13 protein-coding genes are annotated in these 16,062 nt (G+C 67.9%); 5 read left to right on the top strand and 8 right to left on the bottom strand.

Annotation, left to right across the window (positions count from 1 at the left end; translation table 11 throughout):
- Window positions 1-120: 120 nt before the first annotated feature.
- Window positions 121-525: a RidA family protein gene (locus AC3IRM_RS10185; protein ID WP_489203056.1), complete on the bottom strand. Its 405-nt coding sequence runs from the start codon at window positions 523-525 to the stop codon at window positions 121-123.
- Window positions 526-661: 136 nt separating this feature from the next.
- On the opposite strand from AC3IRM_RS10185, the gene AC3IRM_RS10180 reads away from it, so the two are divergent.
- Entirely contained in the window at window positions 662-1,588 is a 927-nt protein-coding gene (locus AC3IRM_RS10180; RefSeq protein WP_489203055.1) for a LysR family transcriptional regulator, read from the top strand.
- A 32-nt stretch (window positions 1,589-1,620) separates the two neighbouring features.
- Here AC3IRM_RS10180 and AC3IRM_RS10175 read toward each other — a convergent pair whose 3' ends face one another.
- Window positions 1,621-3,333 carry a sensor domain-containing diguanylate cyclase gene (locus AC3IRM_RS10175; RefSeq protein WP_489203054.1) on the bottom strand — a complete coding sequence of 571 codons (1,713 nt, stop codon included), beginning with the start codon at window positions 3,331-3,333 and terminating at the stop codon, window positions 1,621-1,623.
- 299 nt (window positions 3,334-3,632) lie between these two features.
- On the opposite strand from AC3IRM_RS10175, the gene AC3IRM_RS10170 reads away from it, so the two are divergent.
- Both AC3IRM_RS10170 and AC3IRM_RS10165 read left to right on the top strand, forming a co-directional pair.
- Complete coding sequence (locus tag AC3IRM_RS10170) at window positions 3,633-5,342, top strand: FAD-dependent oxidoreductase (RefSeq protein WP_489203053.1); 1,710 nt, start codon at window positions 3,633-3,635, stop codon at window positions 5,340-5,342.
- Complete coding sequence (locus AC3IRM_RS10165; RefSeq protein WP_489203052.1) at window positions 5,342-5,647, top strand: UBP-type zinc finger domain-containing protein; 306 nt, start codon at window positions 5,342-5,344, stop codon at window positions 5,645-5,647. The genes AC3IRM_RS10170 and AC3IRM_RS10165 overlap by 1 nt, the downstream gene beginning before the upstream one ends.
- 421 nt (window positions 5,648-6,068) lie before the next feature.
- Here the strand turns inward: AC3IRM_RS10165 and paoC are convergent, their stop codons facing one another.
- The 4 genes from paoC to AC3IRM_RS10145 form a co-directional block, all read right to left on the bottom strand.
- Window positions 6,069-8,270, bottom strand: coding sequence for an aldehyde oxidoreductase molybdenum-binding subunit PaoC (gene paoC, locus AC3IRM_RS10160; RefSeq protein WP_489203051.1), 2,202 nt, complete (start codon window positions 8,268-8,270; stop codon window positions 6,069-6,071).
- Window positions 8,267-9,226 (bottom strand): FAD binding domain-containing protein, encoded by a 960-nt coding sequence (locus tag AC3IRM_RS10155; RefSeq protein WP_489203050.1) that lies wholly within the window; start codon window positions 9,224-9,226, stop codon window positions 8,267-8,269. The genes paoC and AC3IRM_RS10155 overlap by 4 nt, the downstream gene beginning before the upstream one ends.
- Window positions 9,223-9,867 carry an aldehyde dehydrogenase iron-sulfur subunit PaoA gene (gene paoA, locus AC3IRM_RS10150; protein ID WP_489203049.1) on the bottom strand — a complete coding sequence of 215 codons (645 nt, stop codon included), beginning with the start codon at window positions 9,865-9,867 and terminating at the stop codon, window positions 9,223-9,225. The genes AC3IRM_RS10155 and paoA overlap by 4 nt, the downstream gene beginning before the upstream one ends.
- Before the next feature lie 113 nt (window positions 9,868-9,980).
- Window positions 9,981-11,015 (bottom strand): XdhC family protein, encoded by a 1,035-nt coding sequence (locus AC3IRM_RS10145; RefSeq protein WP_489203048.1) that lies wholly within the window; start codon window positions 11,013-11,015, stop codon window positions 9,981-9,983.
- A gap of 537 nt (window positions 11,016-11,552) precedes the next feature.
- Between AC3IRM_RS10145 and AC3IRM_RS10140 the strand changes: the two genes are divergently transcribed.
- On the top strand, window positions 11,553-13,349 hold the full coding sequence (locus AC3IRM_RS10140) for a DUF885 domain-containing protein (RefSeq protein WP_489203047.1): 1,797 nt from the start codon (window positions 11,553-11,555) through the stop codon (window positions 13,347-13,349).
- A gap of 141 nt (window positions 13,350-13,490) precedes the next feature.
- Here AC3IRM_RS10140 and AC3IRM_RS10135 read toward each other — a convergent pair whose 3' ends face one another.
- Complete coding sequence (locus tag AC3IRM_RS10135; RefSeq protein WP_489203046.1) at window positions 13,491-13,949, bottom strand: hemerythrin domain-containing protein; 459 nt, start codon at window positions 13,947-13,949, stop codon at window positions 13,491-13,493.
- 157 nt (window positions 13,950-14,106) lie between these two features.
- Here AC3IRM_RS10135 and AC3IRM_RS10130 point away from each other — a divergent pair, with 157 nt between their 5' ends.
- Complete coding sequence (locus AC3IRM_RS10130) at window positions 14,107-14,904, top strand: amidohydrolase (protein ID WP_489203045.1); 798 nt, start codon at window positions 14,107-14,109, stop codon at window positions 14,902-14,904.
- Window positions 14,905-15,326: 422 nt separating this feature from the next.
- On the opposite strand, the gene fabR is transcribed toward AC3IRM_RS10130, so the two are convergent.
- Complete coding sequence (fabR, locus tag AC3IRM_RS10125; protein ID WP_489203044.1) at window positions 15,327-16,004, bottom strand: HTH-type transcriptional repressor FabR; 678 nt, start codon at window positions 16,002-16,004, stop codon at window positions 15,327-15,329.
- Window positions 16,005-16,062 lie beyond the last annotated feature (58 nt).

Below are 16,062 nucleotides of genomic sequence, written 5' to 3'. Positions count from 1 at the left end.
GGCGGAGTCGCTGGATGACCAGCGCCACGCGCTGTCGTGAAGCACGTCCCGCTTGTTCCGGGATGACGGTGCGGCTGGCGCGATGTCTGCCCGAGTTGCGCGCCGGGCGTATCACACCGATCAGCCAGCAGCACGTTCCGGCAGCTTCGCCACCACCTTGATCTCGAAATCGAAGCCAGCGAGCCACGTCACGCCCACGACCGTCGCGGTCGGAAACGGGGCCTCACCCCAGTACTCGGGCACGATATTCCAGGCGCGCTCGAAGCGGGTCCCGGGATCGACGATGAAGAAGGTGACGTCGACGACGTCGTCGAAGGTGGCGCCCGCCGCGGCAAGCACGGCGTCGAGGTTCTCGAACGCGCGGCGTACCTGTTGCTCGAAGTCCGGCTCGGGTGAGCCGTCTTCGCGGCTGCCGACCTGGCCGGAAACGAACAGGAAGCCGTCGGAGCGGACCGCAGGCGAATAGCGGTGCTTCTCGTACAGCGCGTGGCGGCCGGCGGGGAAGACGACGTCACGTGTAGCCATGGAATTCTCCAATGGGGCGAAGGGCCCGAACGATTGCGAGACGTGCAGTCTGCGGACACGCATCCCCGCGATAAACACGCGGTCCTGTCCAGCACTGTTCGTAGAATCCAAACAATCGTTCGCAACTGGATTGCCGATGGACCGTTTCGATGCGATGCAGGCGTTCGCGCGCGTGGTGGAGGCGGGCAGCTTCACCAAGGCAGCCGACACGCTGCACATGAGCCGCACCACGGTGACCCAGCTGGTGCAACAGCTCGAGGCTCGGCTGCGGGTGAAGTTGCTCAACCGCACGACGCGGCAGGTCAACGTGACCGCCGATGGCGCGGCCTACTACGAGCGCGTGGTACGCCTGCTGGCCGACATCGACGATGCCGAGACCAGCCTGTCGAGTGCGTCGGCCGCGCCGCGCGGCCGGCTGCGCGTGGATGTGCCCAGCCCGTTCGCGCGCATGATCCTGGTGCCGGCACTGCCGGACTTCCACACACGCTACCCGGACATCCAGCTGGATCTGGGCGTCAGCGACCGGCGCGTGGACCTGATCGGCGAGAACGTGGACTGCGTGGTGCGTGGTGGCACGATCACCGACCAGTCGCTGATCGCGCGGCATGTCGGCGACCTGCAACTGGGCGTGCATGCAGCGCCTGGGTATCTGCAGCGCATGGGCACGCCCACCCATCCGCGGGAACTGGAAGACACGCATCACCGTATCGTCGGGTTTCTGTGGGCGCGCACGGGCAAGGCCCTGCCGTACACCATGCATCGCGGCGACGAGCGGCTGCAGGCGCAGGGACGTTACGTCGTGGCGCTGGATGACGGCAATGCCTACCTCGCCGCGGGGCTGGCCGGCTTGGGCGTGCTGTGGCTGCCCGCCTACATGGCCAGGCCGCATGTCGCGAGCGGCGAGCTGGTGACATTGTTCGAGGACTGGACGCTCGATCCGATGCCGATGCATGTCGCGTTTCCGCCGAACCGCCACGTCAGCGCGAAGCTGCGGGTGTTCATCGACTGGATCGTCGAGCTGATGGACGTGCATGCACCCGTGTTGCAGCGTCCGCGCACATAAACGTGCCACTGGGTGGGCCAAGCAGCGATCTGTCAGACGACGTGGGCGATCGACGTCGTATCGTCCGCGTCCGGACGAAGATCGCCAGCGCCGTGACTCAACAAAGCGATGCCTTCATCGATCGCGGCCTGGGCGCCGTCCCTGATGCGGTCCACCAGCAGGCCGGCCGGTACGTCGGCGGCGGGTTGCAGCAAGGCCCAGTTGTTGCGTCCGTTGTGCTTGACCCAATACAGCGCGGCGTCCGCGATTTCGATCGTCTGCTTCCACGGCAGACCGGTAGTGCTATCCGAAGGCGCGCGTTGCGAGAACCCGACCGAACACGTGAGCGACAGCGGCGGATGTCCAGTCACTTCGAAAGCGTGTCCGGCAACCTGCGCGCAGATGCGTCCACCCAGCAGCGCCACTGACGCCGGCGGCATCGGCCGCAAGACCAGGAGGAACTCCTCGCCGCCCCAACGCACCGCATAGTCGCCGCTGCGGATCAGGCCGGCGAGGAGCTTGGCGAACTGCTGCAGCACTTCGTCACCTGCACGGTGCCCGAGGCGGTCGTTGATCCGCTTGAAGTGATCGATGTCCACCAGTGCGAAATACAGCGCCTGCTGTGGCGCGTGCGGCAGTTGCGTCTCGCGCTCGTAGAACGCGAGATCAAGCGGCAACTGGCGCGAGACATAGCGCCGGTTGCGCAGGCCGGTGAGCGTGTCGGTCTGACTGATCGCCTCGAGCCGGCGATTGGCCGCGTCGAGCTGGCGCGTACGCTCGGCGACCAAGCTTTCCAGCTCCGCCTGACGGATGCGCGTAGCTTCGGCCAACTGTCGCGCCGAGCGGATCGCCCCGACCCGCTGCACATGGATCGTTTCCATCAACATCAGCGGGAGGATCGCGAACAGATTGAGCAGTCCAAGCAGCAACAGGGTGTCGAGCGTGGTCGAGGGCGGCCGATAGGCAGCCAGTCCCAGCCCCAGCAGCGATGTCACGACCGATACCGCGACCAGGGTCGCTGTCGCTGTCCACAGACGACTGAATCGGAATGCACTCCATACGAGCAGCGCGAGCGGAATCGCGGTGATGCCGAGCGGATAGTGACTGGCCTGCGAACCCACCCAGTGCAGGAACAGATAGGCCTGGGCGCCCACCAGCAGCCACAGGCCGTGTTCTGTCGGTGATGCGTAGGCCGACCGCGGCGGCATATCCGCCAGCGCGTGCAGGCGTGTCTGCAGCACCAGGAGCAGAGGAGGCGCGACGCACGCGATTCCCAGCAAGTTGCTCAACACCCACTTCATGTAGGCGGCTCCTGCGGCGGCGGCCGGCACCATGTTCCAGCGGATCAGGCCGAGCGTGCCGATCGCCGCCGAGACCATCACCATGGCCAGTGCGCCGCCGAGGATGCCGTAGACACTCGCTGCCCGCTCCGCGCTGTAAGTGCCCGCGATGCGCAGGAAGGCCGCGCCGGCCAGAGCGCCCGCCAGATTGCTCAGTACCGAGAACGGGAGGAAGCCGGCGGGCACTGGCGCAAAGGTCGCGTGTGCGATCAGCAGGGCGACCGGCAACAGCAGCGCCCAGCGCAGGCCCAGTCCGACGACTGCGGCGAACGCGATGCCTGAGGCCGGCCAGAACAGGGTCACCGGCGGCGAGCCCACGACGAAGATCTCCGCGCACCAGACGGCCAGCAGCGAGAGTGCGGTCCAAAGCAGCGCACTTCCGACGAGCGCGTGTGGACGACCGGATGGGAGAAGCAATGACGACATCGAAAAGTGCGCCTGAACGGTGAGCGAGGCAATTTCGCCAGGCTGTGCAGCATGAAGCCGCAGGCGACATGCGCTGCGGGGGGAATCGAGGAGGTGCGCGTCTGGACAAAGGCCAGCCTGGCGCCGATTTCAGCAGCATGCGCCTATGCAGGTGAGGCGGGCGCGGACTCCGGGCCGATCGTTCAGCAGGCGCGGTGGTCGCGCTCGTCGCAGGAGTCTTCGAGCGGGCTTCAGCGGGTGCGCTATCCGTGTTCAAAGCGCAGGCGCATGATGCAACCGGCTCAACCCGGATCTCGCCAATGGCGCTTGCCGACGATCGTCTTCACCAGATGTTCCCCGTCCTCGATGCCGCCCAGATCGCGACCGCGCGTCGCTTCGCCAGCGGTCCGCCGCGGAGCTGCGCGGGCGGCGAAGTACTGTTCGATGTCGGCGATCGCGACGCGCCGGTGTGGCTGGTGCTCGACGGCGCGATCGATGTGGTGCGCCGCGACGGGCTAGGGCACGAGAAGCCGATCACCACGCAGGGCCCGGGCCAGTTCACCGGCGAGGTGAGCCAGCTTGCCGGCCGCGCGTCTCTGGCGGCCGGGCAGGCGGCGGACGGTGGCTGCACGGCGGTCCCGATCGACGCCGCGCACCTGCGGGCGCTGGTGGTGGGCACCGCCGAGCTGGGCGAAATCGTAATGCGGGCGTTGATCCTGCGGCGCGTCGGGTTGATCGAAAGCGATGCCTCGGGCTCGGTGCTGGTCGGCCTGCCCGGGGACGCGCACGTGACCGCGCTGCAGGGCTTTCTCACCCGCAACGGATATCCCAACACACTGCTCGATGCCGACGGCGAGGAAGGGCGCGAAATCGTCGAGCGGCTGGGCATCCAGCCCGGCGATCTGCCGCTGTTGATCTGCCCCAACGGCACGGTGCTCAAGCGGCCCGGCACTGCGGAAGCCGCGACCTGCCTGGGCATGACGCCGGAACTCGACCCGGATGCAGTGCACGACGTGGCGATCGTCGGGGCAGGCCCGGCGGGACTGGCGGCGGCGGTGTATGCCGCCTCGGAAGGCCTGTCGGTAATCGTGCTCGATCAGCGTGCGATCGGGGGGCAGGCGGGCGCATCGGCGCGGATCGAGAACTACCTCGGCTTTCCAACCGGCATCTCAGGACAGGCACTCGCCGGACGTGCCTACAACCAGGCGCTGAAGTTCGGCGCCGAGCTCGCCATCCCACTGGAAGTCGCGACGCTCGCCTGCGGCGGCGATGACGCTGCGGGCACTGGAACGGTGACGCACGCGCTACATCTGACTTCGGGCGAGGTTGTGCGCGCACGTGCGGTGGTCATCGCGTCCGGCGCGCGCTACCGGCGGCCGGAGATCGAGAACCTGGCGCTGTTCGAAGGCGCGGGCGTGTCGTACTGGGCCTCGCCGGTCGAAGCGCGTCTGTGCGAGGGCGAGGAGGTCGCGCTGATCGGCGCCGGCAACTCCGCCGGGCAGGCGGTCGTGTTCCTCGCGCCGAAGGTGAAGACGCTGCACCTGGTCGTACGCGGCGCCGGGCTGGAGGCTTCGATGTCGCGCTATCTGATCGATCGCATCCAGGCGCTGCCGAACGTGGTGCTGCACACGCGCACCGAACTGGTCACGCTGGAAGGCGATGCCGGGCGAGGTCTGGTCGGCGCGACGTATCGCGATCGGGAATCCGGCGAGACCCATCACTGCGATCTGCGCCATGTATTCCTGTTCGTCGGCGCGGATCCCAATACGGCCTGGCTGACCGGATGCGTCGCGCTGGATCACGCCGGCTTCGTGACCACCGGCGTCGACGGCGCAGGGCCGGGGCGCTCCACCTCTTTGCAGACCGATCGCCCCGGCGTGTTCGCGATCGGGGACGTGCGCGCGGGCTCGGTCAAACGCGTGGCGGCAGCTGTCGGCGAAGGCGCCGCCGTGGTCGCGCAGATCCACCAGTATCTGGACGCGGCCGAAGAGGTTGCACGATCCGATTCTCGAGAGAAGGTGATCGCCTGATGGCCAACGACTGCAGCCATCTCGACACCATCGCCACCGTCGTGCCGAGTGCACGCGGATGCGTGGAATGTCTGGCGATCCACAGCCCCTGGGTGCGCCTGCGCCTGTGTCGCAGTTGTGGCCATGTCGGGTGTTGCGACGATTCTCCGCACCGGCACGCAACCGCACACCACCACGCCACGGGCCACCCGATCATCGAAGGCTACGATCCGCCGGAAGGCTGGGGCTGGTGTTTCATCGATGCGATGGAAGTCGACCTGCCGGACCGGACACCGCAGCGCGGGCCGATTCCACGCTATGTGTAGCTGAGGGCGTCGGGCGCGGCGAAGACCTCAAGCAGGCCGTCGGTGTTCCGGTGTCGGCTCGCGATGCGCGTTGCGCGTTGCGGGCGAGCGGTGTTTCTGAAGCCACGTGCCTGCCGATCTACATCCGAAAACGGAGCATCGCGCGCTCCCAGGAATCGGTGCGCCTCGCGTCCAGGAGAGGTCGACGCGCGAAGCGCGTCGGGCGAGGACAGAGGGCCGTCAGGGCGCTTCGACACTGCGCGCAGCCGTCAGACGTTCAAGCCCACGGCGTTCGAGTTGAACGCATCTGCCCTGTTCGACGAGCAGATTGCATGCGTGTTGACTCGTGCCGCACGCTAGCCGAACGTCCGGCATCAAGAGAGCATCGCCCGCATCCCAGCCCCTCTCCTCTGGGGAGAGGGGCAACCAGAGCGGATTCGCCTCAGGCGATATCCGGCAGACCGCCGATCACCTTCTCCAGCGTGATCGGATACTCGCGCACCCGCACGCCGGTGGCGTTGTGGATCGCATTGGCGATCGCGGCCGGCACGCCGCACAGGCCCAGCTCACCCACGCCCTTGGCCTTCATCGGCGAGCTGTCCGCGTCGGCCTCGTCGAGGAACACGACCTCCTGCACCGGGATGTCGGCGTGCACCGGTACTTCATAGCCGGCGAGATCGTGATTGACGAAGAAGCCCATGGTCGTATCGACGGCGAGTTCTTCGCTCAATGCGGCGCCGACGCCCATCGTCATTGCGCCGATCATCTGGCTGCGCGCCTGCTTGGGATTGAGGATGCGCCCGGCGGCGGCCACTGACAGCATGCGACGCACGCGGGTTTCCCCGGTGTGCATGTCCACGCCGACCTCGACGAAATGCGCGGCGAACGTGCCCAGCACTTTCTGCTTGTCGAGATCGCCGAATTCGATCGCGTCTTCGACGACCAACTGTCCATCGCCCGCGGCGTCTGCGAGCGCGACCGACTTGCCACCGGCGCTGACCTTGCCGTCCGCGAACTCGGCCGTCGCGGGATCGAGCTCGAGCTTCGTCGCCACGACCTCGCGCAGCTTCATGCAGGCGGCGTAGACGCCGGCTGTCGCACTGTTTGCACCCCACTGGCCACCGGAGCCGGCCGATATGGGGAAGTCGGAGTCGCCAAGTCTCACGTCGATCGCTTCGATCGGCAGGCCCAGCGTTTCGGCCGCGGTCTGCGCGATGATCGTGTAGCTGCCGGTGCCGATGTCGGTCATGTCGGTTTCCACGGTGACGTGGCCGGCGCCATCAAGCCGCACACGCGCGCCGGATTTCATCACCGGCGCGTTGCGGAAACCAGCCGCCACGCCCATGCCGACCAGCCAGCGACCGTCACGCACGCTGCCGTGCGCCTTGCGCGCATTCCAGCCGAACTTCTCGGCACCCTGGCGCAGGCACTCGACCAGCTGGCGCTGCGAGAACGGACGCTCGGGCTTTTCCGGATCCACCTGGGTGTCGTTGCGGATACGGAATTCGACCGGATCCATGCCGAGCTTGTCGGCGATCTCGTCGATGGCGATTTCCAGCGCCATCATGCCGGGCGTCTCGCCGGGCGCACGCATCGCATTGCCCTCGGGCAGGTCGAGCGTGGCCAGGCGCATCTTGCTCATGCGGTGTTCGCCCGCGTAGAGCAGACGTGTCTGCTGTACCGCGACCTCCGGTCCGCCGCCTTCCAGATCACCGGACCAGCTCTCGTGGCCCATCGCGGTGATGCGACCGTCCTTGTTGGCGCCGATGCGGATGCGCTGCAACGTGGCCGGGCGGTGCGTCGTGTTGTTGGCGATCAGCGGGCGGTGCAGTGCGACCTTGACCGCGCGCTTGGCGGCCCTCGCACCCAGCGCGGCGAGCACGGCATCGGCGCGCACGAAGAGCTTGCCGCCGAAGCCGCCGCCAATGTACGGCGATACCAGACGCACTTTGTCCGGCGCGATGCCGAGCGTGCGGGCGACGTCGCCCTTGCCCCAGGCGATCATCTGGTTCGAGGTCCAGATCGTGACCTTGTCGCCATGCCATTCGGCGAGCGAGGCCATCGGCTCCATCATCGCGTGCGACTGGTCGGGCGTGGTGTAGGTCTCGTCGAGCGTGACTTCCGCCGATGCGAACGCGGCATCGAAATCGCCGACGGCGGTATCAGCCGGTGTGTCGCCGCCCTGCGGCTTCACCGCGTTGTCCTTCTCGGCTTCCAGCGAAAAGCGACCACGGCTGCGGGTATACGCCACGCGCACCAGCGATGCGGCGGCGCGTGCCTGCTCGAAGGTCTCGGCGACCACCAGCGCGATCGCCTGGTGGTAGTGCTGGATCTCGGGGCCACCGAGCAGCTTCGCGGTGTTCATGCGGCCCTGGCCGAGCTTGCCAGCGTTCTGCGCGGTGACGACCGCGAGGACGCCCGGCGCGCGTTCGGCCGCGCTCGTGCCGATGGACGCGATCCGGCCCTTTGCGATCCCGGCACCGATGACGTGACCGTAGGCCGCGCGTTCGGTGACGTCGTGCCACTCGTAGGCGTAATGCGCAGTGCCGGTGACCTTGTGCGGACCGTCGATGCGGTCGAGCGGCTGGCCGACGACGCGCATCGCGTCGATCGGGTTCTGGCCTGCGGGCGTGTCGAACTTCATGACGTGGCCTCCTGTGCTTCGGCCAGGGCCGCGGCGATGGTGCGCTCGGCGAGCAGCAGCTTGAACCGGTTGTCTTCAGTGGGGCTCGCGCCCTCGAACAGACGCGCCGCGACGGCCTTGGCACCGCGCGGCAGTTCGGCGTCGGCGGCATCGCTCTGCCAGGGCCTGTGTGCCACACCGCCGACGACCACGCGTCCGCTGCCGTCGCGCTGCACGATGGCGGCCACCGACACCAGCGCGAACGCGTATGAAGCGCGGTCGCGAACCTTGCGGTAGATCTGGCGGCCGCCGACCGGCGGCGGCAGCACGATCGCGGTGATCAGTTCGCCGGCTTCGAGCACCGTCTCGCGCTGCGGCGTGTTGCCGGGCGCGAGGTAGAAATCATCGAGTGCGATCCGACGCGCCTGGCCGTCGGCCTTGACGGTTTCGACCACGGCATCGAGGGCGCGCATCGCGACCGCCATGTCGCCGGGATGCGTGGCGATGCAGTCGGCGCTGCCGCCGATGACCGCGAGCTGCCGGCTGTAGCCTTCGATCGCGCCGCAGCCGCTGCCGGGCAGGCGCTTGTTGCAGGCCTGATCGGTGTCGTAGAAATAGGGGCAACGCGTGCGCTGCAGCAGGTTGCCGGCGGTGGTCGCCCGGTTGCGCAACTGGCCGGACGCCCCGGCGAGCAGGGCGCGCGACAGCAGTGGATAGTCTTTGCGCACGCGAGCGTCCGCGGCGAGATCGGTATTGCGCACGAGTGCGCCGATCCGCAGGCCGCCCTCGTCGCTTTTCTCGATCGTGTCGAGCGACAGTCCGTTGACGTCGACCAGATGGGTCGGCGTTTCGATCTCCAGCTTCATCAGGTCGAGCAGATTGGTGCCACCTGCGATGAACTTCGCACCGGGATTGCGCGCAGCGGCTGCGGCGGCGGCCGCGGGCGAGTCCGCGCGTTCGAATTCGAAGGCCTTCATGCGCGTGCTCCCGAGGTGCCGGCGACGTCTTCGATCGCATCGAGGATGTTCGCGTACGCGCCGCAGCGGCACAGGTTGCCGCTCATGCGCTCGCGGATCTCGCTGCCGTTGACCGCGGGACGTGCAGTGAGATCGGCGGTGACGTGGCTCGGAATGCCATCGCGGATCTCGCCGAGCACCGCGACCGCCGAGCAGATCTGGCCCGGCGTGCAGTAGCCGCACTGGAAACCGTCGTGCTTGACGAACGCGGCCTGCATCGGATGCAGCCTGTCCGGCGTGCCGAGGCCCTCGATGGTCGTGACCTTCGCGCCGGCATTCATCACCGCCAGGCTCAGGCAGGTGTTGATGCGGCGGCCGTCGACGATCGCCGTGCACGCGCCGCACTGGCCGTGATCGCACCCCTTCTTGGTGCCGGTGAGGTGCAGTTCCTCGCGCAGGAAATCGAGCAGCGTGGTGCGCGTGTCGACTTCACGCTCGACGGTTTCGCCGTTGACCTCCAGCGAGACGCGCTGGCGGACGGGCGGGCGCAACGGCGTGGGCGTGGTCGCGGCATTGGCGGCCTGGGCGACGGCGGGCATGGCGACTGCGCCGGCCGACGCGGCGCCGGCCTTCAACAGTTCCCGGCGGGTGAGGGGAGACATGGACATTCCTCTGGCTGGCTCGATGGGCTGGCGGGGTCACACGGACGTGCGTAGCAGGAGCATGCGGGTGGGTGTGTTGTGGTGCGGTCAACGCAGCCGGACGTGGCGCCCGGTCATGGAGACGTGTGTGCGTGACTGCGGGCGCCGCGCCACTGCTGCAGCTGGGTGGCGATGCTCAGGGCGATCGCTTCCGGCCCGCGTCCGCACCGGGGCGCACCGACAGGGGCATGCAGGCGGCCCTGCAGCGCATCGCGCTGGCCGGGTCGCAGCAGCATGCAGAGGTCGTCCCGGCGCCTCTCCGGCCCGAGCAGGCCGATGAAGGGAACCGGCGAACCTGCCAGCGCGCCGAGAGCTTCGAGATCGGATTCGAAGCCGTGGTGCATGACCAGAGCGACGTCGGCATGCCGGTGCGCGGCTACCGCGTCGCCGGGAGACAGGTCGAGCAGGTCTGGGCCCGGACCGGCCGCGTCGCGCCAGCGGGCACGCCGCTCGGCGACCGTCACGCGCCAGCCCAGCGATCGCAGCAGGGGCATCAGGGTCGGCGTTTCCGGGCCTGCGCCCAGGATCAACACCTCGGGCGCGCGCTGCACGGTCAATGTCCAATCACGCGTCGCGCCCTGCGGCAACGCGCCGACCGGCAGCGTCCACGACCACGCGCGCGTGCCCAGCCGGCAGTCGAAACGGCCGCTGCGCGCCAGCGCGATTTCCAATCCCTGACCGCCTTCGAGCCAGGCGGCGAGCGCATCCGACGCGTTCCCCAGGGCTGCCAGAGGCAACAGCGCCAGCATCTGCCGCCCGCGACAGCCGACTGCGCTGCCCGAGAACAGCGCACTGTCGTCGGTCGTGTCGATCTCCAGCCACTCGATGCGGCCTGCTTCGCCGGCGACGGACGCGACACGCGCGATCTCCGGCTCCAGACAGCCGCCACTGATCCAGCCCACATGTGGCCCATCACCGAACAGCGCGAGTGCGCCGGGGGAGGCGTAGGTGGAACCTTCGGTCTCGACGACAAGTGCGAGCACCGGCCTGCCGCCGTCGGACAACGCGTCGAGCCCGGCCTGCAGCACCGCGCCGGGATTGCCTTCGGCGAAGACCGGCGCGGGTCTGTGCAGCGCCGCGGCATTCGCGGCGACAACGGATGTGTCCACCGCCATCACGAGGTGCCGCGCGCGGTGGCGTGGGTTTCAGAAGGCGAGTGCGTGGCTGGCGTGGGGCTGGCCATTGGAGATTCCGGGCAGTTCAGTGAAAGAGTGTGTGGTGGGTCGTGAGTGTTGTGTGGACTGGATGGTTGATCGGTGTCGGTGATTCGTGGACGTTTGCCCTCACCCAACCCCCGCTCCGCGCCCCAGCCCTCGCGTTGCCGCAAGCGCGTTCGCCGCCACGCGAACCAATGGCTCGCAAGCGTGCCGCCTCACCCCAAAGGGAGAGGGGCTCGAAGCCGGCTGCTCGTCGTGCGCCGCAAACGCCTCGACCGCATTGACCGAGCCCCTCTCCCTCCCGGACTACGTGCCCGCCGGGGTAGAGGGGTTGGGGTGAGGGCTGTTCTCTGCGAAACAGCCACCGCATCCGACGCACTCGGCACAGCGCAGCGCATGCACGCCAGACTCATTCCCGGCATTCTTGCGGGATCGCCCGCGTCTCACGTCCGGGCCGACACGACCACCACCGCTTTCCAGGAGTCGCTGATGTCCTTCGCCCCGCGTCGTCATATGACGCTGTCCCGCCTCGTGCTGTCCGTATCGCTCGCCCTCGGCATTGCGTCGCCCGTGCTCGCGCAGGAGTCGCCCGCGCCGGTGCTGGCGCCGCCGGCGAATGCCGCCGAAACCGCGCTGCGCGATCTCTACACGCGCGAGTGGGAGTGGCGCCAGGCCGAGTTTGTGCGCGAGAAGGTCGACGGGCGCTGGCAAAGCAGTGACAAGCTGCCGTCTGTGACGCCTGAAGCCTGGGCGCGGCGCGCGGACTACTGGAAGGCGGCGCTCGACGCGCTCGACGCCATTCCGCTCGAGCAGCTGGGCCGCGAAGAGCGGATCAATGCCGCGGTGTTCCGCACCTCGATCGAGGCCAGCGAGGCCAGTGCGCGCTGGCGCACGTTTGAAGCGCCGTTCAACAGCGACAGCTTCTTCTGGGGCGGCATCAACCCGCGCCAGCCGTTCCAGACCGAGGCCGACTGGCGCCGCTTCATCGGCCGCCTGTCCGACGTGCCGCGCTATTTCGACGAGCAGATCGCGAACATGGAAACCGGCCTGGAACGTGGCTGGAGCGTGCCGCGCGCGACGCTGGAAGGCCGCGACAAGACGCTCGAGTCCTATGTGCTGACCGGTGAGACGAATCCGCTGCTGGTCACCTTCGACCGCATTCCCAATACGATTCCCGAGCCCGTGCGCGCGCAGCTGCGCGAGGCAGGCCGGCGGGTGGTGCTGGAGCAGACGATTCCGGCATACGCCAAGCTGCTCACCTTCATCCGCAGCGAGTACCTGCCGCGCACGCGCACGACCATCGCCGCCAGCGATCTGCCTGACGGGCGCGCGTTCTACCAGACCCAGATCCGCGAGTACGTCACCCGCGAGATGACCGCGCGCGAGATCCACGACTTCGGTCTGGCCGAGGTCGAACGCATCACCGCGGAGATGCGCGAGGTGATGGGCCGCGCCGGGTTCGAAGGCGACCTGCCGGCCTTCATCGACTACCTGCGCACCGATCCGAAGTTCTACGCCAGGACCCCGCGCGAACTGCTGGGCGAGGCCTCGCTGATCGCCAAGAAGATCGACGGCCAGCTGCAGTACGTGGTGGGCACGCTGCCGCGCTACCGTTTCACGATCCTGCCGGTCGCCGACGACATCGCACCGATCTACACCTCGGGACGCGGCGGCCTGGACGCCTGCTTCTTCAACACCTACGACCTGCCGTCGCGCCCGCTGTACAACCTGCCGGCGCTGGTGCTGCACGAATGCGCGCCCGGCCACAGCTTCCAGGCCGCGCTCGCGCTCGAAGCGCCGGCGCGGCCGGACTTCCGCCAGCAGACCTACTTCTCCGGCTACGGCGAAGGCTGGGGTCTGTACACCGAGTGGCTCGGCACGCGCATGGGCATCTACGAAACGCCGTATGAAGAATTCGGCCGGCTGACCTTCGAGATGTGGCGCGCCGCGCGACTGGTCATCGATACCGGCCTGCACGAGTACGGCTGGAGCCGGGAGCGGGCGATCGATTACCTCGCCAGCCACACCGCGCTCGCGAAGCACGACGTCGTGACCGAGGTGGACCGCTACATCTCCTGGCCGGGCCAGGCGCTGTCGTACTACATCGGCTATCGCACCATCCTCGACCTGCGCGCCGAAGCCGAACGCGAACTCGGCCCGGCGTTCGACCAGCGACCGTTCCACGACACCATCCTCAACCTGGGCTCGGTGCCGCTGCCGGTGCTGGAAGAAGAGGTGCGTCGCTTCATCGCCGAGCAGAAGGCTGCGGGCAGGACGTCGGGCTGATACCGGTGCCGGGCATGCGCGTCGCGATCTTCGACTGCGCTGCCCGGATCCCGTGCCACGCGCGGTGCCTTGCATTGGCAGCACACCGCGCGTGGTCGTGGGGTTTCGACCCCTTACGACGCGCTCAAGGTCCGGCGACGATCACGCCTCTCGCAGCTTCTTTTCCATGCGCGCGTGGTCGCGGCGGTAACGCTGCGCCGCGCGGGTTTTCTGGGCATCGGTCAGCAGTTTGCCCGAGACCTGGAAGAACTTGCGTTCCTCCTCGCGCAGGTGGTGGTGCACCTTCTCCGACAACTGCCTGGCCTTCGCCATCCACCCGGCGCCGGCGTGGTCGCGGGTCTGCAGGTCCTCGACGAGTTCGTCCATCTCGTGGTGCTCGTGCAGCGCGTGGCGCGACGCGTCGAGGCCGGCGTCATGCATCAGGATCGGCGCGTAGAGGAAGCGTTCTTCGGCGGCAGCATGCGCGGCGAGCTCGATGCGCAGGTCGGTGAAGAGTTCGACGCGGCGCGCCGTATGCGGTGGCGCGCGCAGCAGCTTGCGGCACAGCGAGCGCTGCCGTTCGTGGCTTTCGCGCAGGGCGTCGTAGATGGTTTCGGGCATGGCGGACTCCGGGGCAGGCGACTTGCGCGCACGTTAGGCCGTGGCGGGTGGAGTCCGTGTTCACAGTTCTACGCAGCACTCCTGCGCTTGAGCGTGCGGCGGGCAACACCGAGAATCCCGACATCGGTCGCGCGCATGCGATCCACAGGAAGCCGCCATGCAGAACCTTCGCGTCTCCACCGTCCAGGGCGCCACCCTCTGGCACGACCCGGCGGGCAATCGCGCCTATTACGGTGACCTCATCGCGCCGCTGCATGGACTGACCGATCTGGTCGTGCTGCCCGAGACCTTCACCAGCGGCTTCAGCAACGACGCGATCGATCGCGCCGAGGACATGGACGGCCCGACAGTCGCGTGGATCCGCGCACAGGCGGTCGCGCTCGACGCCGCGGTCACCGGCAGCGTGCAGCTGCGCGATGGCGACGGCGTCTACAACCGCATGCTGTGGGCGACGCCGGATGGCGAGTTGCAGTACTACGACAAACGCCATCTGTTCCGTTACGCGAACGAACACAAGCGCTACGCCGCCGGCCGTGATCGTCTGACGGTCGAGTGGAAGGGCTGGCGGATCAATCCGCAGGTCTGCTACGACCTGCGTTTCCCGGTGTTCTGCCGCAACCGCTTCGATGTGGAGCGGCCGAGCGGGCTGGATTTCGATCTGCAGCTCTTCGTCGCCAACTGGCCGGCGGCGCGGGCGTATGCGTGGAAGACCCTGCTGCGCGCGCGCGCGATCGAGAACCTCAGTTACGTCGTCGGCGTCAATCGCGTGGGCTCTGATGGCAACGGGCTGGCGTATTCGGGCGACAGCGCGGTGCTGGACATGCTGGGTCAGCCGCTGAGCGAGTCGATGGACGAGGAAGTGGTCTCGACGACCACGCTGTCGGCAGAACAGCTGCGGGCGCACCGGGACCATTTTCCGGCGATGCTGGATGCGGACAGGTTCGAGATTCTTTGAGGGTTGCTGCTTCAATCCGCTAAAGCTGATGTCTGGCGGAATGATTGAGCATCGTCGCCCCGGCGCAGGCCGGGGCCCAGTGACTTCGAGTGAGATTGCCAGACCCAGAAATCCGTCGACGCAGCGGCTTTCAACAGACGAACGTCTGGTCAAGCTGGGACCCATTTTGACTTCCGTGCAGCGTGCCGATCGCGGAAGTTGTCCGTGTCCCACGTCGAAAGTCACTGGGCCCCGGCCTGCGCCGGGGCGGCGGTCGAATTGACCGAGCGCCCGCGAATGGCACGAAGATCAAATAGGGGGCTAGTCATCCGTCTGTCGAAGAAAAAGCGTTTCCAGCGTGCGCTGGGACGACGGTGCCGCCTCTGACAGCTGATCCCGCGCTTCAGAGTCTCTGGACACAAAGACGGATCAACGACCGAACTTCACCGCGCGCCCTTCACCTTCCCCATCGCGTGCGCGCCGCGCAGCAGCATCCGGATCATGTGCGAGAGCTCGTCGACCAGTGCTTCGTCGCGCTCGGGCGGCGAATCCAGGGCGGTACCGCCCATTGCGAACACCAGCCGGGTGATCGCACGCGCGACCAGGCCCGGCTCGTGGAAGACCATGCCCTGGGCAGCGGCGATGCGCACCAGGTCGGCGCGCAGTTCGACTTCGAAGAACTGCAGCTGGCGGTCGACCGCGCGCTTGAACGCGTCCGAGCCGACCGTGCCTTCGCGCAGCAGCACGTGCAGCAGCTTGTCATCGGCGCGCAGGCGTTCCATGAACGCTTCGAGCGAGCCGCGGACGATGCTGCGGCCGGCGACCGCACGCTTGCGGGCGTCGCCGACGATGTTGCGCAGGGATTCGCCCGCCAGTTCGATCAGGGCGACCGCGAGTTCGTCCATGTCGTGGAACTGGCGATAGAAGCTGTTCGGCGCAATGCCGGCCTCGCGCGCCACTTCACGCAGGCTCAGCGTCGAAACGCTGCGGTGGGCGCCGGTGAGGCGCAGGGCGGCGGCGATCAGGTCCTCGCGGACGATCGTGGGTTTGCGACCGGCCTGGCCGTCTACGGAGCTCTGGCCGGGGTCGCCGCTGTCTGATGCGAGGGTGCGGGCGGTCACGGTCGGCCGTCTGGACACTGGGCGGCCAGCATAGCAGTGTCCATTAATGTACAAGTGT

This window comes from Luteimonas sp. KH_071, assembly GCF_057838005.1.
Note: the sequence above shows the minus strand (reverse complement) of the source record. Positions and strands in the feature narration are given on the sequence as shown.